This is a genomic window from Paenibacillus soyae (assembly GCF_024623455.1).
In the GTDB taxonomy this organism is placed as follows: Bacteria; Bacillota; Bacilli; order Paenibacillales; family Paenibacillaceae; genus Pristimantibacillus; species Pristimantibacillus soyae.
Map to the genome: position 1 here is coordinate 417,365 of NZ_JANIPJ010000001.1, position 21,563 is coordinate 438,927.

Below are 21,563 nucleotides of genomic sequence, written 5' to 3' on the forward strand. Positions count from 1 at the left end.
ATAGGGGGCTGGCGGGCATGGAGTCATCAGCTTCGAACGGTTATTATCCCGTCGCTTTGAGAGTGGCCGGACGGCGGTGCGTCATTGCCGGCGGCGGCAGAGTGGCCGAACGCAAGCTGAACGGCTTGCTGGAAGCGGGGGCGGACGATGTCGTCTTGATCAGTCCTGACGTCACGGAAGCGATTAGGCGGCTTGCGGAGGAAGGGCGTATCCGGTGGGAGAGGAGAACGTTCATCGTCTCCGACCTGTCGGACGCCTGGCTTGTCGTTGCGGCTACCAGCGATCGAACGCTTAACGGGTTGATCGCGGAGGAAGCGGATAGACACCGCTTGCTGGCGAACATTGCGGATGATTACGAACGCGGAAGCTATATTACGCCGTCCGTTATCCGCAGAGGGCGCCTGCTTGTGTCCGTCACCGCGACGGGAGCCAGTCCGGCTTTTGCCAGGGCGCTCAAGGATGACTTGGAAGCGAAGGTCGGCGACCGGTACGGAATGGCCCTCGATCGGTTGGACGAGCTTAGGAAGCTCGCGCAGACTACGCTTCAAGATTCGCAGATGAGGTTATGGGTGCTTCGGCTTGCGGCCGAAGAAGCGCTAAGCAAGGAATGGCCGGAAAGCGGCGGTTACGATGCGTCGGCATGGTTGAAACATTTAGTGGAACGGGTAAAGGGAGGACTACATAATGAGCAGCACGGATAACAAAAGCAGGGTCATCGTCGTCGGCACGCGCCAGAGCGCGCTGGCGCTCACGCAAACGGGGCAGGTCATCGACGAGCTGAAGCGGATCAGCGATAGCCAAGGCTGGGACTACACCTTCGAAATCCGCAAGATCGTCACCAAAGGCGATCGCATTCTGGACGTGACGTTGTCCAAGGTCGGAGGGAAGGGCTTGTTCGTCAAGGAGATCGAGCAGGCGCTTCTTGACGGAGAAATCGATTTGGCGGTCCACAGCATGAAAGACATGCCTTACGAGCTTCCCGAAGGGCTGATGAACGGCGCCACGCCGAAACGGGTTAATCCCCTGGACTGTCTGATTACGAAAGCTGGCGGTGGTCTCGAATCGCTGCCTGAAGGAGCTAGAGTAGGAACCAGCAGCTTAAGACGATCCTGCCAGCTGAAGAACGTCCGGCCGGATCTCCAACTGGAGTCGATTAGAGGCAATATCGACTCTCGTATCCGCAAGCTTGAGACGGAGGGCTTCGACGCGGTCGTGCTCGCCGCTGCTGGGCTGACGCGCATGGGCTGGGAGGATCGCATCTCCGCGCTTGTGCCGGATGACGTCTGCGTGCCGGCCGTGGGTCAGGGCGCTCTTGGCATCGAATGCCGCGAGAACGACGCGCAGATCAGGGAGCTGCTCGGCCTGCTCAACGACAGCGAGACGGAAGCGGCCGTCCGGGCGGAGCGCAGCTTCCTCGGCACGCTTCACGGAGGCTGCCAGGTGCCGATCGGCGCATACGCGACGGTCGTATCGAAGGACGAAGACGGCTACTTGCTCGAGCTGACGGGGATGGTCGGATCGCCGGACGGCGTCACGATGCTGAAGGAAATGAAGCGGGGCAAAGATCCGGAAGCGCTCGGCCGTTCGGTCGCGGAGACGCTGATAGCGGGCGGTGCGGATCGTATTTTGGCGGAGATCGGGGGCTGACCATGAACAAGGGGAAGGTTTATTTGGTTGGCGCCGGTCCCGGCGACCCCAGGCTGATTACGGTTAGAGGCTTGGAATGCCTTAAGAAGGCGGACGTCGTGGTTTACGACAGGCTGGCCAGTCCCAGACTGCTTCGCCACGTGAAGCCCGGCACCGAGCTGGTATACGTCGGCAAGCTTCCGGACCGCCATACGATGAAGCAAGAGGAAATCAATCAGCTGCTAGTCGATTTGGCATTGGACGGGAAAGTGGTTACGAGGCTCAAAGGCGGCGATCCGACGATATTCGGGCGGGTCGGAGAAGAAGCCGAGCTGTTGTACGATAACGGCATCGAGTTCGAGATCGTTCCGGGCATCACCTCCGCGATAGCGGTGCCCGCTTACGCGGGCATACCGGTCACGCACCGGGACATGGCCTCATCCTTATCGATTATAACCGGGCATGAAAGTCCCGATAAGCTGGACCGCTCGATCCATTGGGACAAGGTGACGAACGCGACGGGAACGCTGCTGTTCCTCATGGGCGTCGCCAAAATCGGCTATATCGCGGAACAGCTGGTCAAGCACGGCAAACCGCCGGAAACGCCGGTAGCGCTGGTCCGCTGGGGAACGAGAGTGGAGCAGGAGACCGTCGTCGGGACGCTCGAGACGATCGAAGCGGTCGTCAAGGCCGCGAACTTCCAGCCTCCTGCCGTCATCGTCGTGGGCGATGTCGTGCTGCAGCGGGAGAAGCTTCGCTGGTTCGAGAATAAACCGTTGTTCGGCATGCGCGTGCTGGTCACGCGGGCCCGGGCGCAGGCCAGCGAGCTGGCGGACGCGATAGAGGCGCTCGGCGGCGAGCCGTGCGAGTTTCCTGTCATCGAAATCAGGGAGCCGCAGGCGCCGGAGGCGATCGGGAACCTGCGGGCGCGACTGGAAGAAGCCGAAAGCTATCATTGGCTCATGTTCACGAGCGTCAACGGCGTCGATTATTTTTTCCGTTTTCTCCGGAGGTTCGGGATCGATATTCGGCGGTTTCACGCGGCTCGAATCGTGGCCGTCGGGCCGAAGACGGCGGAAGCTCTGCAGGATCGGGGGCTGGTCGTGGAGGAGCTGCCGGTGAAGTTCCATGCGGAATCGCTGCTCGAACGGCTGGATGGCTTGATCCGGCCCGGAGAACGCGCGCTGCTGCCGCGAGGCGATCTGGCTAGAGAGGTGCTGCCGGAGCAGCTTGCGAAACGCGGGGTCGAAGCGGTGGAGATCGATGTGTACGAGACGACGGCGGCTGATTCCGGCGATGAGCTCGCGCTCGAGTACTTGCGCGAGGGCGGCATACATATGATCACGTTCACGAGCTCGTCGACGGTTACGAATTTGCTGGATATTTTGAAGCGATGCGGGGTAGCGGATCCGGTTCGATTGCTGGACGGAATTCCGATTGCCAGCATCGGTCCGATTACGAGCAAGACGGTTAGTGATTCCGGTCTGAAGGTCACCGTGGAAGCACAGTCTTCCACGATCGACAGCTTGCTGGAAGCCATTCAGGCATTCAACCAAGAGAGGAGAACGACACAATGAGCAGTTACCCTATCGTTAGACATCGCCGCCTGCGCAGGTCCGCAGGTTTGCGTAGCATGGTCCGGGAGACCGTCCTTACGGCGGACGATATGATTTATCCGATTTTCGTCACGTACGGAGAGAACATCAGAAGCGAAATCCCATCCATGCCGGGCGTTTATCATCTATCCATGGATCTGCTGGAGCAGGAAATCCGGGAGGTTGCGGCTCTTGGCATCAAGGCCGTCCTCCTGTTCGGCGTACCTTGCCACAAGGATGCTCACGGCTCCTCCGCGTATGATCCGAACGGCATCGTGCAGGAGGCGGTGCGAGCGGTGAAAGGCTGGGCTCCCGAATTGGTCGTCATAGCGGACACTTGCCTGTGCCAATTCACCGATCATGGCCATTGCGGCGTCGTCCGCAAGGACGAGGCGACGGGAATCGCCGTGGTGGACAACGACAAATCGCTGGAGCTGCTTGTTCGCACGGCCATCTCGCAGGCGGAAGCGGGAGCCGATATCATCGCGCCATCGAATATGATGGACGGCTTCGTGTACGCGATTCGCGCAGGTCTCGACGAAGCGGGCTACAGCGATATCGCGATTATGTCCTACTCGGTGAAATACGCTTCCGCTTTCTACGGTCCGTTCCGCGACGCCGCCCATTCCGCACCGCAATTCGGAGACCGGAAGACGTATCAGATGGATCCGGCGAACGGGCGGGAAGCGCTCCGAGAAGCGGAATCCGATGTGGCGGAGGGCGCGGACATGCTGATGGTGAAGCCTGCGCTCGCGTACCTGGACATCGTGAAGACGCTCAAAGAGCAATTCGATCTGCCCGTCGTCGCGTATAACGTAAGCGCGGAATATTCGATGGTCAAAGCGGCTGCGGCGAATGGCTGGATCGACGAGCGCGCGATCGTGCTGGAGACGCTGACCGGCATGAAGCGGGCCGGAGCCGATCTCATTATTACGTATCATGCCAAAGACGCGGCCAAGTGGCTGAGAGGAGACGGGATGTAATGGAAGGCGGCAAGAAGAGAGTCGACACACGCTCCGCTGAAGCTTTCGCCAGGGCGAAGAAGGTTATTCCGGGCGGGGTGAACTCGCCTGTGCGGGCGTTCAAATCGGTTGGTCTTACTCCCGTGTACATGGAACGCGGAGCCGGCAGCCGGGTCTACGATATTGACGGCAACGCATACATCGATTACGTCGCTTCTTGGGGGCCGCTTATCATGGGCCATGCTCATCCGGAAGTGATCGAAGCGATCCGCAATACGGCGGAGAAAGGAACAAGCTTCGGCGCGCCTACAGAGCTCGAGACTCTGATGGCCGAGCTCGTCTGCGAGCGCGTTCCTTCCGTTGACGTCGTGCGTATGGTCAATTCCGGGACCGAAGCGACGATGAGCGCCCTGCGCTTGGCCCGCGGCTACACGAAGAGAAGCAAAATCATGAAATTCGAAGGCTCCTACCACGGCCATGCGGACAGCCTGCTGATCAAGGCCGGCTCCGGCGTCGCGACGCTGGGCCTGCCGGATAGCCCGGGCGTTCCCGAGCACGTGGCTTCGCATACGATTACGGTGCCATACAACGACATTGAATCGGCTAAGCTGGCGTTCGAGAAGTTCGGCGAAGAAATCGCCTGCGTGATTGTTGAGCCGGTTGCGGGCAACATGGGCGTCGTTCCACCCCTTCCAGGCTTCCTGGAAGGACTGAGAGAGCTGACTTCCCACTACGGCAGCCTGCTTATTTTCGACGAGGTCATGACGGGCTTCCGCGTCGGCTACAACTGCGCGCAAGGCCTCTACGGCGTCACGCCGGATTTGACCTGCTTCGGCAAGGTAATCGGCGGCGGTTTGCCGGTCGGCGCTTACGGCGGCAAGCGTGAAATCATGGAGATGATCGCTCCGGCCGGACCGATCTATCAAGCCGGCACGTTGTCGGGCAATCCGCTCGCGATGGCGGCGGGCTATACGACGCTGAAGCTGCTGACGCCCGAAACCTACGAGCTTCTGGAGCGCCAAGCGGTCAAGCTGCAGCTCGGCTTCGAAGCGAACGCGGAGAAGCACGGCGTTCCGTCGACGATCAATCGCGTCGGTTCCATGGTTTGCCCGTTCTTCACCGAACAGACCGTCAATAACTACGAATCGGCCAAAACATCCGATTTGGACCGGTTCCGCAAATATTTTGCGGCCATGCTCGATCTCGGCGTTAGCATTGCGCCTTCCCAGTTCGAAGGCATGTTCGTCTCGGCCGTTCATAGCGACGCGGATATCGAAGAAACGATCGCGGCTCATGACGCGGCGCTAGGAAGACTCTAGTCGGACAAGAAGGAGGATCACGCGATGCTTGAGAAATACGTTGCGCGGGACGGCGAGTGGCTCTTGCTGGATGCGGAGCAGTTATCGGCGGATCCCGAATTTTCAAAGCGAGCATCAGCTGGCTCCATCAAGGAGTGTCCTCAGGCCGGCAGCCATCCGCATCTCGTGCGGCAATGGCTGCTGGCTTCTTGCCTTTTCCCGGGCAAATGGATCAACCGGCTATTCTCGGTCGGCGGCATTCAGTGGCGGGGGGAGCGAATCGGACTTCTTGCATTCCAGGCCGTGGACATCGCAAAGGATAAGCTGTACCGGGAAGCGGCGGGAGCGGCTCAGCTGCCGTCCGCTTCCGTGCCGGATGTTCTTTACGAGGATGATTACTGCCTCGTGCTGAACAAACCGGCGGGCATGCCGGTCCACCCTTCCCATGAAGGGCAGGAAGGCACGCTCGACCATGCGGCCTGCATCCATCAGCTCAGGCAGCGGGACCCTCTGCCCGTCCGGCATATTCATCGGCTGGACGACGACACGTCGGGACCGGTTCTGTACGCCAAATGCGATCTTGCCCAATTGATTCTCGACGAAGCGATGAGGGAGAAGCGAATCGACCGCGAGTATGTCGCGGCCGTTCAAGGAAAGCTGAAACGGGCAAAAGGCATCGTCGACGCTCCGATCGGGAAGGACAGGCATCACGGCGCTAGGCGGCGGGTCACCCCGTCTGGCGATGCCGCGCTGACCCGGTACGAAGTGAAAGCGGAGCTTGCGGACGCGTCGATCGTTGCCCTTCGGCTCGAGACGGGCCGGACGCATCAGATTCGCGTTCACATGAGCCATTTGGGACACCCGCTCCTCGGGGACGCCTTGTACGGCGGTCCGCAAAAACCGCTTAAGCATCAGGCCCTTCATGGGGAGCGTCTGTCCTTCCCGCATCCGCTGTCGGGCAAGCCTACGATGGTAGAAGCTCCTTGGCCGAAGTGGCTGAGGGACCTGCTGGGCGATAGGCGCTTTTAGTTCGTTGTTCAAAAAGTCCAGTTTTCAGCACCGAGAAGATCGGATGAAGCTAGGAACTGAGGAGCGGAGCGTAGTGGAGGCTACGTGAGCACCGGAAGTTCCGGCTGAATTCGATATTCGACGCTGAGTAGGCTCCCTGATATCCTTCGTGATCAAAAGTGGACTTTTTGAACTTCCTTACAGCGAAATTGACAGTCATGCTCCCTTCCATTCCGCCATATAGATAAGTAGTGAATGTATAGCTAGACCAAGCATTCAGTAGGCGAAGGGAGGAAACGGGCGTGTCGAATGGGACGAACGGATTGCGCTTTGACGTGTATGAGCGGGTACATCTGCCCGAAGACGTCGCGGGGATCGACGAGCTGGAGGAGATTGAGCTGGTCCCCCGCATACAAGTTATTGATCAAGGGGACCAAGCCGTCTTGAAAGGCCAATTGCTTCTCAGCGGCGTCTATCGGGGGCAGGAAGGAGCGGCAGGGCCATACGCGCTCGAGCATTGGATTCCGGTGGAAATATCGCTGCCGATGAATCGAGTGTCCAAGCTGGACGACATCTCGATCGAAATCGATAATTTCGATGTGGACCTGCTCTCGGCAAGGACGCTCAATATTACCGGCGTATTATCGCTCCGCGGCATTACAGTCGAGCCCGTCCGCGAAGAACAGGCGGCCGAATGGCAGGAGGAATCGTTCACCGCGGTTCACCAGCGCGAGTACCAGGAGATAAACGAGGTCGAGCAGGAAATCGAAGAAGCGCCTTCGAACGCCTTGAGCGAGGCCGAACCCGGCCAAGCCGAATACGCGTATTCGGAAAGAGCAGGAGAGGCAACCTCTGAAGAGGAGCACTACATATCGTCCGTCGACTCGCGGGAAGCGGCTCAGCCGGACGAAGAAAGGGAAATTACGGTTTCGTCTCGCGATCAGGAAGAGGACGGTTGGATTCAGCTGAACCTGAAAGGCCGCGAGAACGAACCGTCAACCGAGGCGCAGCCCCAGGAGGAGCAGCTGAACGCGCAGCAGGGCGTGTCCCAGCTGACGTCGCTCTATTCGCAATTCCAGCCGCCGTCCGCGCAACCTCCGAGCGAGCGGGAGCCCGCTCCAATTGCGGAACCGGCAGTCGCCGAGGCGAGCGAGCCTGCCGACCAGCCGGAATACCGTCCGGAAGCGGCAATCGAGATTCAGGCGGAGGCTTCGCAAGAACAGGAAACGGAAGCGGCCGGCGAATGGGAGCTGTCCCAAGCGGCCAGCTCCTTGCAGCAGGCAGCTGAACCCGAGCCGGAGCCACGCAAGCCGCAGGAGGTTCAGATCGCGTTCTCGGGCAAGCGTGCGATCGGGTCGGAAGAAGAACAGGGAGGCCTCGGCTTCCGGTCGATTCTCCAATCCAGCCGGCGCGAGCAGGCGGCGCGACAGGCGGCCGAAGAGATCGAATCCCAGCAGGCGGCGGAAGCGAAGCGCGATCAGACGGCGGAAGAGGAGATCGAGTGGAAGCGGCTGTTCCTAAGCAAGCAATCCGAGGAGAACGAATTCCGCAAAATCCGGATGTGCATTGTCCAGAGAGAAGAGACGCTCGAGCAGATTGCCCTGCGCTACAGCCTGAATCCTCGCGAAATATTGATTCATAACGGACTGCACGAATCGTCCGTCGCGGAGGGACAGCTCCTCTACATCCCAAGATAAAAGAAAACAAAGGGCGAAACGGCCGTGCCGTTCCGCCCTTTCGTATGCAGACGATTATAGATACGGCCTATATCTTCATAGGAAGAGTTGACTCCGACCCGCAACAACGGTATGATTATACATAAATGTGATTCAACAACCTTGATGGGGAATTGTATGCAGCAAGCCTTCAGAGAGCAGAGCCGTATTGCTGAGAGGTTCTGCAGGACGGACTGCCTACATGTCGCCCCGGAGTTGCTGGGTTGAACCGCGAAGCCGATGCGGCTCGCGATAGATCTAGCCGGCAGCAGCCGTTATCTGTTCGAGTGCCGCGCGGGGGTTTCTTCTAACGCGGAACGAAGGTGGTACCACGGGAGCATAGCCTTTCGTCCTTTATGACAGGACGAGAGGCTTTTTTATATGCTTTAAGCGCGCGAAGCGAGGCTGCCCGTTATGTTTTCACCGCCCGGACGGCGTGTACGTACGGGCTTGCATACAGATTTTGTGGAGGTATGAGACCTATGTCAGATGATCAGTTGAAAACGGCAATGCCAACGACCTATGATCCGAAATCGGCCGAGCAGAAGTGGTATGACTTCTGGATGAAAGGCCAATTCTTCGAGTCGGGCAAACGCCCGGACGCAAAGCCCTACACCATTGTTATTCCGCCGCCGAACGTAACGGGGATGCTGCATATCGGGCACGCGCTCGATTTCACGCTTCAGGATATTCTCATCCGGACGAAGAGAATGCAGGGCTATGACGCGCTTTGGCTGCCTGGCACCGACCATGCGGGCATCGCGACGCAGACGAAGGTCGAGCAGAAGCTGCGCGAGCAGGGCGTCTCGCGTCACGATCTTGGGCGCGAAGCGTTCCTCGAGAAGGTATGGGAGTGGAAGGACCAGTACGCGAATACCATCCGCGACCAATGGGCGAAGATGGGTCTGTCTTTGGACTACTCCAAGGAGCGGTTCACGCTGGACGAAGGCCTCTCCAAAGCGGTTCGCGAAGTGTTCGTCCGCCTCTACGAGAAGGGCTTGATCTACCGGGGCAAAAAAATCATTAACTGGGATCCGGCGGCGCGCACGGCGCTTTCGGATATCGAGGTCGAATACAAGGAGCTGAACGGCCACCTGTATCACCTGCAGTATCCGCTGAAGGACGGCTCCGGCCATATTACGGTAGCCACGACCCGTCCGGAGACGATGCTGGGCGATACGGCGGTCGCGGTTCATCCGGAAGACGAGCGCTATAAACATCTGATCGGCTCCATGATCGTGCTGCCTGTTGTCGGCCGCGAAATTCCGATTATCGCGGATGAATACGTCGAGAAAGAATTCGGCTCCGGCGCCGTGAAGATTACCCCGGCCCATGATCCGAACGACTTCGAGGTAGGCGAGCGCCACAATCTGCCGCAAATTATCGTAATGGACGAATCCGGCATCATGAACGCGGAAGCCGGTCCTTACAAGGGCATGGACCGTTTCGACTGCCGCAAGCAGCTCGTGAAGGATCTGCAGGAGCAAGGCGTTTGCGTCCGCATCGAGGATCACGTACATCAGGTCGGCCATAGCGAGCGCAGCGGCGCCGTTGTCGAGCCGTACCTGTCGACGCAGTGGTTCGTTGCGATGAAGCCTCTTGCCGAAGCGGCCATTGCCGCGCAGAAGTCGGGCAAGGGCGTTCGTTTCGTGCCGGACCGTTTCGAAAAAATTTATCTCAACTGGATCGAGAACGTGCGCGATTGGTGCATCTCCCGTCAGCTGTGGTGGGGACACCGCATCCCGGCTTGGTATGATGACGCGACGGGCGAGATGCATGTCTCCCGCGAGGATATGAAGGGCGATCATTTGCGCCAGGACAACGACGTGCTCGATACGTGGTTCAGCTCCGCGCTGTGGCCGTTCTCTACGCTGGGCTGGCCGGAGCAGACGGAAGACCTGAAGCGCTACTACCCGACCGACGTTCTCGTAACCGGCTATGACATCATCTATTTCTGGGTTGCGCGCATGATCTTCACCGCTCTCGAATTCACGGACGAAATGCCGTTCAAGGATGTTCTGCTGCACGGTCTCGTCCGCGACAAGGACGGCCAGAAGATGTCGAAGTCGCTCGGCAACGGCGTGGATCCGCTCGACGTCATCGAGCAATACGGCGCGGACGCGATGCGCTTCATGATTTCGACGGGCAGCACGCCGGGCCAGGACCTGCGCTTCCGCTTCGAGAAGGTCGAGCAGGCGCGCAACTTCGCGAACAAGATATGGAACGCGTCCCGCTTCGCGCTCATGAATCTGGAAGGGTTCGGAGCCGCCGATATCGATATCAGCGTGAAGCTGGGAACCGCCGACCGCTGGATTCTGCACCGCCTGAACGAAACCGTACGCGACGTGACGCGTCTGATCGACAGCTACGAATTCGGCGAGACGGGACGTCTTCTGTACAACTTTATCTGGGATGATCTGTGCGACTGGTACATCGAGTTCTCGAAGCTGAGCCTGAACGGTTCGGACGAAGCCGCAAAGAAAGCGACGCAATCCGTGCTCGCTTACGTGCTCGATCGCACGCAGCGCTTGATCCACCCGTTCATGCCGTTCATCAGCGAAGAAATCTGGCAGCATCTGCCGCATGTCGGCGAGACGATTACGCTTGCCGAGTGGCCGGTCTATGAAGCGGCGCTCGAAGCGCCGGACGCCGTCAAAGAGATGGAGCTGCTAATGGAGATGATCCGCTCCGTCCGCAACATCCGCGCCGAGGTGAACGTGCCGATGAGCAAGAAGGTCGAGCTGCTGATCAAGCCGGCAGGCGAAGCCGAAGCGGCGATCTTGTCCCGCAACGAAGAGTTCATTAAGCGCTTCTGCGGAACGTCCCTTCTCGAGAGCGGTCTGCATGTGAACGCGCCGGAGAAAGCGATGACCGCGATCATTACGGGCGCGGAGCTTTACTTGCCGCTCGCGGGTCTGATCGATATCTCGCAGGAAATCGCAAGGCTGGAGAAGGAGCTGAAAACGCTGATCTCCGAAGTAGAGCGCGTGGAGAAGAAGCTCGCGAACGAAGGCTTCGTGGCCAAAGCGCCGGCGAAGGTCATCGAGGAAGAACGCGCGAAGATGAACGATTACGCGGACAAACGGGATAAAGTACTAGCAAGAATCGCCGAGCTTCGCGGCTAGCTTCATGAATGGAAGAGGGTAAAAGGATATGACAGATACAAGCAACGCATATGCGGGAGAGTCAGGCGCTCTCCCTTCCTATCAAGCCGCGGTGGAATGGATAACGGGGCTTGTCCCGTTCGGAATCCGGCCAGGACTTGACCGGATCGAGGCGCTAATGGAACGTCTGGGCAATCCGCACCGCAGACTGAAGTTCATCCACGTCGCCGGGACGAACGGCAAAGGCTCGACCTGCGCTTATTTGACGAGCGTGCTCGTCAAAAGCGGCTACGACGTAGGTACGTTCACGTCGCCTTATATTACGAAATTCACGAATCGGTTCCAATATAACGGCAAGGATATAGAAGAGGAGACGCTCCTGAAGCTGGCGAACGAGCTGCGGCCCCACGTGGAAGCAATCGGCCGGACGGAGCTCGGGTCGCCGACGATGTTCGAAGTGTCTACGGCGCTCGCGATTCTGTTCTACGCCAAGGTCACCTATCCGGACTACGTCGTATGGGAGACGGGACTAGGAGGCAGGCTCGACGTCACCAACATCGTCTATCCCGTTCTCTCGATCATAACGAATATCGGTCACGATCATATGGACCGTCTGGGAGATACGCTGGAGAAGGTGGCCGAGGAGAAGGCTGGCATTATCAAGCCGGGAGTTCCCGTCGTCAGCGCGGCGACGCAGCCGGAAGTGAAGGCCGTCCTGAAGCGGGTCGCGGCGGAGAAGAAGTGCTCGATCTATATGATCGGCGAGCATTTCGACGAGCAGGCGCTCGAAGTAGGCGAAGACGAGCAGTCGTTCCGGTTCCGCGGCTTGTTCCGCGATATCGATTCGCTGCGGATTCGTCTGAACGGCGCCCATCAGCGTACGAACGCCGCCGTTGCCGTCATGGCTCTCGAAGTTCTCCGCCAATACAATGCGCTTGTCGTAGACGACGAAGTGCTGTATGCGGGCTTGGAGGAAGCGGCATGGCCGGGCAGACTGGAGATGGTGCAGCGGAATCCGCGCATTCTGCTCGACGGCGCGCATAATCCGGAAGGCGCGGAAATGCTGGCGGCCAGTCTGAAGTCTACATACCAATACGAGAAGCTGCATGTTGTTATGGGGATGCTGGAGAATAAGAATCATCAAGATACATTTAAGCATATACTACCAATAGTGGATACGCTTATCTTAACCGAGCCTGATTACCGGATGAAGATGGATGCGATGGATTTGGCCGAGATCGTGCGGAAGCTGCGGCAAGACATGCAGGTAGAGAGGCCGTTTGAGCTGGTAGTGGAGAAAGATTGGAAGCAGGCACTGCAAACATTACAACAGATAACCGGGTCCAAGGATCTTGGGGTCGTGACGGGGACGCTCTATTTGATAGCCGATGCGCGTGCCCGCTTGCTGTACAACTCGGATTCTGAAAAAGGTTGGTGAACCGTCTTTGAATACGGCAGAACACGTTCATTTCATCGGAATCGGCGGTTACGGGATGAGCGCCATCGCGCGCGTCATGCTGGAGATGGGCTATAAAGTGACAGGCTCGGACGTTGCGCGTCAAGAGCTCACGGAGAAGCTCGCCGCGAAAGGGGCCGATATCTTCATCGGTCACCAGCCGGAGCATGTAAGAGGAGCCGATCTGGTCGTCTATTCGACGGCGCTTACGAGCGACAACGTCGAGCGAAAGGCGGCCGAGGAGCTGAACATCCCCGTACTCCATCGCGCCCAGATGCTGGCGAGATTGATGAACGCGGGCAAAGGCGTCGCGGTCGCGGGCGCCCACGGGAAAACGACGACTTCGTCCATGATCGCTCTTGTCATGGAAGCCTGCGAAGCGGATCCTACCTATATCATAGGTGGAGAAATCGTCAACGTCGGAACGAATGCCAAAGCGGGTAAAGGCGAATACGTTGTTGCGGAAGCAGACGAAAGTGACGGGTCCTTCCTGCAATATCATCCGTCCATCGCGATCGTTACCAATATCGAACCCGATCATCTGGAAAATTACGATGGCGATTTCGAGAAGCTGAAATCGGCTTACGTCCAATTCCTGCGCCAAGTGAAAGACGGCGGCAAAGCTATTGTATGCGCCGACGACGAGACGGTGAAGGAGCTTCTGCCTAGAATTTACGAGAATGACAACGAACGCGAGAATGCTCAGCTCGTTACGTATGGCATCAGCGGCAGCGCTCATTATACGGCGGATAATATTAAGCTGGGCGACCGGAAAGTCACGTTCGACATGCGCAAGCAAGAGGTTCTCCTCGGCTCGATCGAGCTGTCCGTGCCGGGGCAGCACAACGTATACAACGCGATGGCGACCGTCATTACCTGTCTGGAAGCGGGACTTGCGTTCGACGACATCAAGGAAGCGATCAAGTCGTTCCGCGGTGCGAAGAGACGGTTCCAGGTTCTCGGCGAAGCGAACGACATTCTCGTTATCGACGATTACGCTCATCATCCGACCGAGATTCAAGCGACGATCAGCGCGGCCAAAGCGACAGGCAAGCGGATAATCGCCGTCTTCCAGCCGCAGCGCTATACGCGGACGTACTTCTTGTTCGAACAGTTCAGCCGGGCTTTCCCGGAGGCGGACGAAGTCATCATTACCGACATCTACTCGCCGGCGGGCGAAAAGCAAATCGAAGGAATAAATTCGAGCAAGCTGGTCGAGCTGATCAGGCAGAACAGCCACGCCAAAGCCGAATATATCGCGACGAAGGAAGAAGTGCTGGAGGCGCTGACAAGCAGGGTCGCGCCTGGCGATCTCGTCATTACGATGGGGGCAGGCGATATCTGGAAAGTGGCGGATGCGCTGGCGAAATCGCTGAAGCAAGCTCAATAACGCGGCGCAGCCGCATTCAGAAGCGGGGTTGTCCATGGGGACGGCTCCGCTTTCTATTTTCTCTCTATTATCGGTCATAACTCTCTCTTCGGATTCATAGGATGATAGTAATAAACGTTCAAAGAACCGAATGCGGACTTTTTGAATGACCTCTAGAACAAGACGAGGAGAGATGGACATGAACCCGAATAACCGCATCACCTATCGTTTCGACCGTCAAGGCAAGCAAGTTTCGAAGCCGGAAGACAAACGGAAATCGCTTGAGAGCGAAAGGGAACAACTTCCAGCCGATAATGTAATCCCCTTATATCAACAATCGCCTGCGAATACTATAGAGGTCCAGCCATGGACTAGCACCCCGAATGATGAAATCGGAGACTTGGAGCAGCTCATCCGCGGCACGAACGGGACAAGCCGTGAGCGCGATGACGGGGTCACGGAAGCGGGGAAGAAAGAGGAACCGCTATTCGTGACGAGTGATGACCATCCGTTTGACATAAGCTCTGAATGGGGAGCAGCGCAGCGGGAATCTTCCGACTCGGATCTCATGGAGTACGAGCTTCAGTATGAACGGCCGGCAGCCAATGAGGACGTTGAATTGGCGAGAAGCGGCGGAGGAGATTCCGGGTTTCCTCTCATCGATGAATCGGTTTATGCGAAATCGGCCTATCGCAGAAGCGGCAAAGGGCCTTCCTGGTTTAACGTGTTCTTGTCGGTAGCCGGAGCGCTTGCGACAGGCGCCTTGTTCGGTTATCTGATCTTGAATTTGTTCACCGGAGATTTCATCTGGCCGGGAAGCTCGGGTAACGGAGCAGGAGATGAGACGGCGGGGCAAACGGTCAGCCTGGACGATATCGTAAACCTCCCGCTTACGGAAGCAACGGGTGGTGTCGAGGAAGGAACGAATAACCAAGAAGGGCCCCAAGCGGACAATCCGGGAGAGAGCGTTCCGGCAGCTACCGTCGCCATAAACGGCGAGTACGATTATACGCTGCTGCAATACGGCGTGTTCAGCGGCACCGCAACTCGGGACGCCGCGCTGCAACAGCTGGCCGACAAAGACTTGCCGCGCTCTTCCACTGAATCGAACGGAAAGTATCTAGTCTATGCGGGCCTAGCCGCTAGCACGGCCGAAGCGTCCACGCTTTCTTCGGTTATGCCGGATCTGCAGGTTTACAAAAAAGAAGTGACGCTGCGCCCCGGCAATCTTGCTTTCCAAGGGGATGCGGAGACGGCGTCGAATTTCTTCGAACTGACCAACTCGCTTGTAGCGTCGTGGTCGACTCTCGTCGTCACCCAGCTTGAACAGCCGACCCTATCCCCGATTGGACAAGCGGCGGCGGACGCTTGGAAGGAGAAATACAAAGCATGGGGAGATTTGGCCGGCAAGATGGAAGAGGGTGTCACGGACGAGAAAGGCCGTCAATATTTGTCGGAAATGAAGAAAGCTATCGATTCGGGCGCAGAGGCGATGCTCGCTTACGATAAGGCGACCAGCAAGGCCAGCTTGTGGAAAGCGCAGACGGCCCTAATGGATTCGGTGCTTGCCCAAAAAGAATGGTTTGAGTCTATGAGCGCATTGTAAAGGGGTGCGTTCCTGCGTATAATAGAGTGAAGGTGTCAGATCGTGACGAAAGGAATAGATTGATGAAGAAAAACGGATGGATTCTCGCCTTGTTTATCTTGCTTGGGCTCGTGGCCGGCGCTCTCGTGGCGCAGTGGCTGGAACCGGTCCAAGGCCTATCATTCCTGACGAAGCCGATCGTAACCTCCTGGTCGCCCGCATTTGATCTCTATGTGATCAGATTCTCGCTGCAGCTTGACCTGCAGCTCAGCCTGCTCAGCATCGTAGGGGCGGCGGCGGCAATCTGGTTGTACCGCCGCATGTAGACGGCCCTTCCGCGAGTAAGGGCTGCCAGTTTCTATTCGCAAGGAGAAGAAAGAATGACAAATGAAGCATATGAACCGATAAGCCGCATCGTGCTGGCTTCATCGTCGCCGCGCCGGAAGGAACTGGTCGCAACTCTCGACCTTTCCTTGCCGGTTTATATTTTGTCTACGGATTCCGACGAAACGGTGCTTCCGGGGTGGACGCCGCAGCAAACCGTGGAGACGTTAAGCTCGCGCAAGGCTAGGGCCGCGCTGGACATGCTTCGGCAATCGCAGGATGCCGGGGCCTATCGGGATCTCATTATCGCCGCGGACACCATTGTCGCGGTGGACGGTGAAATTCTCGGCAAGCCGGCGGACGAAGAGGATGCATTCCGCATGCTGAGCAAGCTGTCCGGCCGGAAGCACGATGTATTCACGGGAGTCGCTTGCATCGCGGCCGACAGCGGGGAAACGCAGGTCGCTTTCCGAAGGACGATTGTCCGGATGAGAGAGCTTGGCACAGATCGAATCAGGCGGTATATCGCTTCCGGGGAGCCGATGGACAAAGCGGGCGCCTACGGCATTCAGGGTCTCGGTTCGACGCTGGTGGAAGAGATCGAAGGGTGTTATTTCAACGTGGTGGGCCTTCCGCTCGCGTTACTGTCCGATATGCTTGAGCAATACGGCATCCGGACGTTTTAGACCGCCGGCAGGCGGGTAACGGGTATTAGCGGCAATCAGGTCAGGAGAAGAGAAGGCGGGATAGGGACATGTCGATGCAGTCGAACAGTTTGCGTAATGTCCCCCATGAGGAACGTCCGAGAGAGCGCATGATGAGATATGGGGCAGAAGCTTTGAGCCATGCGGAATTGCTGGCTATCTTATTGCGAACGGGCACGAAGAGCCAATCCGCCGTTCATCTGGCGGGCGCGATTTTGAAGCAATGCGGTAGCCTTCGCGGGCTGCTCGATATGAGCGTGGAAGAGTTGACGGCCATCTCGGGCATAGGTCCGGCCAAAGCGCTGCAGCTGCGAGCCGGCATCGAGCTCGGCAGAAGAATTACGAAGAGCAAGCTCGGCGATACGATCACGGTCCGAAGACCGCAGGATGCCGCCGATTATGTGATGGAAGAGCTCCGCTACTTGAAGAAAGAGCATTTCGTTTGCGTGTTTCTCAATACGAAAAACCATATTATTGCCCGGGAAACATTGTCGATGGGGACGCTTAACGCATCGCTTGTCCATCCGAGGGAAGTATTCCGGGCAGCTATCAAATACAGCAGCGCGTCTATTATTTGCGCGCATAATCATCCAAGCGGCGACCCTACTCCAAGCCCGGAGGATATATCTCTGACGAAGAGGCTCGCCGAGGCGGGACAGCTCGTCGGAATCGAGGTGCTGGATCATCTGGTCATCGGCGACGGCCGCTTCGTCAGTTTGAAGGAGCTAGGCCACTTGTAATATAATTATAAGAGGCTGTTCCAAAAGGGATTGTCGTACTTAGAAGGGAGCAAGATCATGTTCGGTAGTTTTTCGAAAGATTTAGGAATCGATTTGGGTACGGCGAATACCCTTGTATATGTGAAAGGTAAAGGAATTGTCGTAAGAGAGCCGTCTGTGGTTGCTCTGCGTACGGATACAAAAACGATTGAAGCGGTAGGGGAGCACGCGAAGAAGATGATCGGCAGGACGCCGGGCAACATTCGCGCGGTCAGACCGATGAAAGACGGCGTCATCGCCGATTTCGAGACGACGGCAACAATGATCAAATATTTTATGCGTTCCGCGCAGAAGCAGCGTTCGCTGTTCCCGCGCCATCCGAACGTGATGGTGTGCGTGCCTTCCGGCATTACCGCGGTCGAACAGAGAGCGGTCGAAGACGCGGCGAAGCAAGCGGGAGCCCGCGAAGCGTACACGATTGAGGAGCCATTCGCGGCGGCGATCGGCGCTGATTTGCCCGTATGGGAGCCGACCGGCAGCATGGTAGTCGATATCGGCGGAGGCACGACCGAGGTTGCGGTTATTTCCCTCGGCGGCATCGTAACGAGCCGTTCGATCCGAGTGGCGGGCGACGAGATGGACGAAGCGATTATTCAATATATCAAGCGTCTGTACAACCTCATGATCGGCGAGAGAACGGCCGAGCAGCTGAAGATGGAGATCGGTTCGGCGCTTCAGCTGGATAAGCCGGAGACGCTGGAGATTCGCGGACGCGACCTTGTGACGGGGTTGCCGAAGACGCTTCCGATCACATCCGACGAGATTACGGACGCGCTGATGGATACGATCAACGCGATCGTCGACGCGGTGAAGTTCACGCTGGAGAAGTGCCCTCCGGAGCTGTCGGCGGACATCATGGACCGCGGCATCGTCCTAACGGGCGGCGGAGCGCTGCTTCGCAATTTGGATAAGCTGCTGCAGCGCGAAACGGGAATGCCCGTTATCGTGGCGGATAATCCGCTGGATTGCGTGGCGATCGGCACGGGACGTTCCCTCGATCACATCCACCTGTTCAAGAGCAGAAGCTCCGCTGTGAGATCGAGACGATAGAAGCAGCGCGCCGGAATATCGATAGAATTGGATAAGCGACTGACGGGCAGGTGATCGGACTGTTTAATCTCATGAGAAATAAGCGAATGTTCATGCTTATGATCGGGTTGATCTTGTTCATCGCGATCATCGGCTTCTCGCTGAGCGATCGCAAGGAACTGACGTGGCCGGAGAAGTTTCTGAAGGATACATCCGGCTACGTGCAGCAATGGTTCTACAAGCCCGCTGGATCTATAGCGGGCTTCTTTGAGGACTTGAGGAATTTGAGGACGGTTTACGAAGAGAACGAGCAGCTCAGGCTGATGGCCGCCGCTTACGCTCGGGATAAAGTCGAGTATAATTTCGTAAAGAAAGAAAACGAACGACTCCAGAAGGATCTTAATTTTACGGAACAGCAGAAGCGAATGAACGACTACAATTATTTGATCGCTCATGTCATCTCCGTCAGCAACGACGCCAACAATCGGACGATGAACATCAATTTGGGCTCCAAACACGGAATCAAGCCGAATATGGCGGTGACAACGGTCGACGGACTCGTCGGTCTGGTCAGCTCCGTCACCCCGTTCACGTCAACCATTACGCCGATCACGGAGCTGAGCGAAGAATCGCCGACCAATGGTTCCATCGCGGCCACGATCCAGGGTCGGGAGGACGAATCGTTCGGCATTCTCAGCAGCTATAACAAGGAAACGGGCAGGCTTGTGATGACCCGGATCGCGGAGACGGACAAAATGGAAATCGGCGATACCGTCATCACGTCGGGACTCGGAGGAATCTACCCGCGCGGGATCCGCGTCGGGACCGTGGAGACGAAGGAGGTCGGCGACTTCGGGCTGACCTACACGGCAAGCGTCAAGCTGTTCACCAGCTTTGACCATTTGACGGAGGTATTCGTCGTCCAGCCGTCGGAGAGCGAGGAACAAGCGGAATGAGCATGAATCGGATCGTTTCCATCATGCTGCTGCTTTTCGTGCTCGAAGGCGCGTTAATGCCTTGGATCATTCCGGATGGTTTCGGAGACCGCATCATTCCGCACTTTATTTTCGTTATCGTGATCTATTCCGCCTTATACGGCAATCGGCACCTAGCACTGATGCTTGGCGCCGGCTTCGGACTGCTGCAGGATGTCGTCTATTACGGTCATTTGCTCGGCCTTCATTTTTTTACAATGGGCTTGATCGGCTACTTTACAGGCGTGCTCCTTGAACGCAAGCGGGCGACCGTCATGATGGCGATTACGATTATAGGCTTCGCGTGCCTGCTCTACGACACCTCGTTATTTTATATTTACAAGGTGTTCCGAATCACCGATTCCTCGTATGCCTGGGCCTTGCTTCACTATATTCTGCCTAGCTTGTTCCTCCAATTGGCATTCGCCCTCGCGTGCTACATTCCGGTCAGGCGAATGTTCGAATCTCGCGGCAAGACGGCTATGGACGGTGACGAAGAATAAATTCGACCGGTCCCAAGCAGGAATTTGGTGCGGCTAGCAAGAATTCAATAGGTTGGGGAGGGACGGTCGTGACCGAGAAGCAACATATAATGATAAAAGGCGTCAAAGAAGGTCTTCTGTTCCTTCTCGACGATCAATGCACATTCGAAGCTCTGCTAGCCGAGCTGCAATACAAGCTGGAGAAGACGCACCAGCAGCTGCTTACGGGACCGCTCGTCCATATTCACGTGAAGCTGGGCGCCAGGAGCGCCACCGATGAACAAAAGGAACAGATCGCGGCCATTATTCGGTCGCAGGGGAATCTGATGATCAGCTCGATAGAGTCGGACACGCCAAGCGCGCAAGCGAGCGCGGGGCCGAACAATTTGCAGATCATAACGTCGATCATTCGCTCGGGCCAGACGCTTACGCACGACGGCGATCTGCTGTTGATCGGAGACGTGAACCCCGGCGGCACCTTGCTCTGCACGGGGGATATTTATGTCATGGGCGCGCTTAGGGGAATGGCTCATGCCGGGATGAACGGGCGTCACGACGCCGTTATTGCTACGTCACTCATGCGTCCGACCCAGCTGCGAATCGCGGACGTCGTCAGCAGGCCTCCGGAAGAATGGATATCCGGGGACGCCGCGATGGAATTCGCCTATTTGGAAGAAGGTCAGATGCAAATCGATAAGCTGTCGCAGTTGTTCCGCATCAGGCATAATCCTATAACGTTTAAAGGAGTGTAGAGCATGGGAGAAGCGATCGTTGTAACATCGGGCAAAGGCGGAGTAGGCAAAACGACGACCTCGGCCAATATCGGGACAGCGCTGGCGCTGCTCGGCAAAAAGGTATGTTTGGTGGATACCGATATCGGACTTCGCAACCTGGACGTTGTGATGGGTCTCGAAAATCGGATTATATATGATTTGGTCGACGTGGCGGAAGGGCGCTGCCGTCTTGGCCAAGCGCTGGTCAAAGACAAACGGTTCGACGAGCTCTATATGCTTCCGGCCGCGCAGACCAAAGACAAGGACGCGGTTAAGCCCGAGCAAATCCGCAGCATGATTCTGGAGCTGAAGCAGGATCATGATTACGTCATTATCGATTGCCCGGCGGGCATCGAGCATGGCTTCCGCAACGCGATCGCGGGCGCTGACCGCGCGATCGTCGTCACAACCCCGGAGAACGCCGCCGTGCGGGATGCCGATCGGGTAATCGGCCTGCTCGAAGGGGCGAAGATTCCGTCCAAATTAGTGATCAACCGCATCCGTCAATCGATGGTGAAAAGCGGCGAAATGCTCGATATCGACGAGATCTGCCAAGTGCTGGCGATCGATCTGCTCGGCATCGTCCCCGATGACGAGAAAGTGATCTCCGCCGCTAACAACGGCGAGCCGACCGTCATGAATCCGGCATCGAGAGCGGCGATCGCTTACCGGAACATCGCAAGGCGAATTCTTGGAGATATGGTGCCGCTGATGCTGCTCGACGAGAAAGCGGGCGCGTTCAAGCGATTCCGCAAGTTTCTGGGAATAGGATGAATGTCT

At 57.4% G+C, this 21,563-nt stretch carries 19 protein-coding genes; all 19 read left to right on the forward strand.

All coding sequences use genetic code 11. The features are described 5' to 3' along the window. The first annotated feature begins 17 nt into the window (after positions 1-17). The 19 genes from NQZ67_RS01855 (at position 18) to minD (ending at position 21,557) form a co-directional block, all read left to right on the forward strand. The gene (locus NQZ67_RS01855) at positions 18-701 is read left to right on the forward strand and encodes a precorrin-2 dehydrogenase/sirohydrochlorin ferrochelatase family protein (protein ID WP_257442197.1); all 684 of its coding nucleotides are present in this window, start codon (positions 18-20) and stop codon (positions 699-701) included. Continuing rightward, positions 685-1,647 carry a hydroxymethylbilane synthase gene (hemC, locus tag NQZ67_RS01860; protein WP_257442198.1) on the forward strand — a complete coding sequence of 321 codons (963 nt, stop codon included), beginning with the start codon at positions 685-687 and terminating at the stop codon, positions 1,645-1,647. The genes NQZ67_RS01855 and hemC overlap by 17 nt, the downstream gene beginning before the upstream one ends. A gap of 2 nt (positions 1,648-1,649) precedes the next feature. Beyond that, positions 1,650-3,203 carry a uroporphyrinogen-III C-methyltransferase gene (gene cobA, locus NQZ67_RS01865; RefSeq protein WP_257442200.1) on the forward strand — a complete coding sequence of 518 codons (1,554 nt, stop codon included), beginning with the start codon at positions 1,650-1,652 and terminating at the stop codon, positions 3,201-3,203. After that, positions 3,200-4,204, forward strand: a complete 1,005-nt coding sequence (gene hemB, locus NQZ67_RS01870; RefSeq protein ID WP_257442201.1) for a porphobilinogen synthase — start codon at positions 3,200-3,202, stop codon at positions 4,202-4,204. The genes cobA and hemB overlap by 4 nt, the downstream gene beginning before the upstream one ends. After that, a complete protein-coding gene (gene hemL / locus NQZ67_RS01875; RefSeq protein ID WP_257442203.1) occupies positions 4,204-5,502 on the forward strand; it encodes a glutamate-1-semialdehyde 2,1-aminomutase in 1,299 nt (432 codons plus the stop codon). Before hemB ends, hemL begins: the two co-directional genes overlap by 1 nt. A gap of 24 nt (positions 5,503-5,526) precedes the next feature. Further along, positions 5,527-6,510 carry an RluA family pseudouridine synthase gene (locus NQZ67_RS01880; RefSeq protein ID WP_257442205.1) on the forward strand — a complete coding sequence of 328 codons (984 nt, stop codon included), beginning with the start codon at positions 5,527-5,529 and terminating at the stop codon, positions 6,508-6,510. A gap of 281 nt (positions 6,511-6,791) precedes the next feature. Next, positions 6,792-8,186 (forward strand): LysM peptidoglycan-binding domain-containing protein, encoded by a 1,395-nt coding sequence (locus NQZ67_RS30555; protein ID WP_257442207.1) that lies wholly within the window; start codon positions 6,792-6,794, stop codon positions 8,184-8,186. 500 nt (positions 8,187-8,686) lie between these two features. Then, on the forward strand, positions 8,687-11,329 hold the full coding sequence (locus tag NQZ67_RS01890) for a valine--tRNA ligase (protein ID WP_257442214.1): 2,643 nt from the start codon (positions 8,687-8,689) through the stop codon (positions 11,327-11,329). 28 nt (positions 11,330-11,357) lie between these two features. After that, the gene (locus NQZ67_RS01895) at positions 11,358-12,746 is read left to right on the forward strand and encodes a bifunctional folylpolyglutamate synthase/dihydrofolate synthase (protein WP_257442216.1); all 1,389 of its coding nucleotides are present in this window, start codon (positions 11,358-11,360) and stop codon (positions 12,744-12,746) included. Positions 12,747-12,753: 7 nt separating this feature from the next. Continuing rightward, positions 12,754-14,154 (forward strand): UDP-N-acetylmuramate--L-alanine ligase, encoded by a 1,401-nt coding sequence (gene murC, locus NQZ67_RS01900; RefSeq protein ID WP_257442218.1) that lies wholly within the window; start codon positions 12,754-12,756, stop codon positions 14,152-14,154. Between the two features lie 178 nt (positions 14,155-14,332). Next, positions 14,333-15,739 (forward strand): hypothetical protein, encoded by a 1,407-nt coding sequence (locus NQZ67_RS01905; RefSeq protein WP_257442220.1) that lies wholly within the window; start codon positions 14,333-14,335, stop codon positions 15,737-15,739. A 62-nt stretch (positions 15,740-15,801) separates the two neighbouring features. Further along, the gene (locus NQZ67_RS01910) at positions 15,802-16,044 is read left to right on the forward strand and encodes a DUF4321 domain-containing protein (protein WP_257442222.1); all 243 of its coding nucleotides are present in this window, start codon (positions 15,802-15,804) and stop codon (positions 16,042-16,044) included. Positions 16,045-16,098: 54 nt separating this feature from the next. After that, on the forward strand, positions 16,099-16,728 hold the full coding sequence (locus NQZ67_RS01915; RefSeq protein ID WP_257442223.1) for a Maf family protein: 630 nt from the start codon (positions 16,099-16,101) through the stop codon (positions 16,726-16,728). Positions 16,729-16,796: 68 nt separating this feature from the next. After that, positions 16,797-17,486, forward strand: coding sequence for a RadC family protein (gene radC / locus NQZ67_RS01920; RefSeq protein WP_257442224.1), 690 nt, complete (start codon positions 16,797-16,799; stop codon positions 17,484-17,486). Positions 17,487-17,543: 57 nt separating this feature from the next. Continuing rightward, the gene (locus tag NQZ67_RS01925; RefSeq protein WP_257442225.1) at positions 17,544-18,575 is read left to right on the forward strand and encodes a rod shape-determining protein; all 1,032 of its coding nucleotides are present in this window, start codon (positions 17,544-17,546) and stop codon (positions 18,573-18,575) included. An 86-nt stretch (positions 18,576-18,661) separates the two neighbouring features. Further along, positions 18,662-19,510, forward strand: coding sequence for a rod shape-determining protein MreC (gene mreC, locus NQZ67_RS01930; protein ID WP_257442226.1), 849 nt, complete (start codon positions 18,662-18,664; stop codon positions 19,508-19,510). Continuing rightward, positions 19,507-20,031 carry a rod shape-determining protein MreD gene (mreD, locus tag NQZ67_RS01935; protein ID WP_257442228.1) on the forward strand — a complete coding sequence of 175 codons (525 nt, stop codon included), beginning with the start codon at positions 19,507-19,509 and terminating at the stop codon, positions 20,029-20,031. The genes mreC and mreD overlap by 4 nt, the downstream gene beginning before the upstream one ends. A 68-nt stretch (positions 20,032-20,099) precedes the next feature. Next, positions 20,100-20,762: a septum site-determining protein MinC gene (gene minC, locus NQZ67_RS01940; RefSeq protein WP_371825252.1), complete on the forward strand. Its 663-nt coding sequence runs from the start codon at positions 20,100-20,102 to the stop codon at positions 20,760-20,762. A 3-nt stretch (positions 20,763-20,765) separates the two neighbouring features. Continuing rightward, positions 20,766-21,557 carry a septum site-determining protein MinD gene (gene minD, locus NQZ67_RS01945; RefSeq protein WP_257442230.1) on the forward strand — a complete coding sequence of 264 codons (792 nt, stop codon included), beginning with the start codon at positions 20,766-20,768 and terminating at the stop codon, positions 21,555-21,557. Positions 21,558-21,563 lie beyond the last annotated feature (6 nt).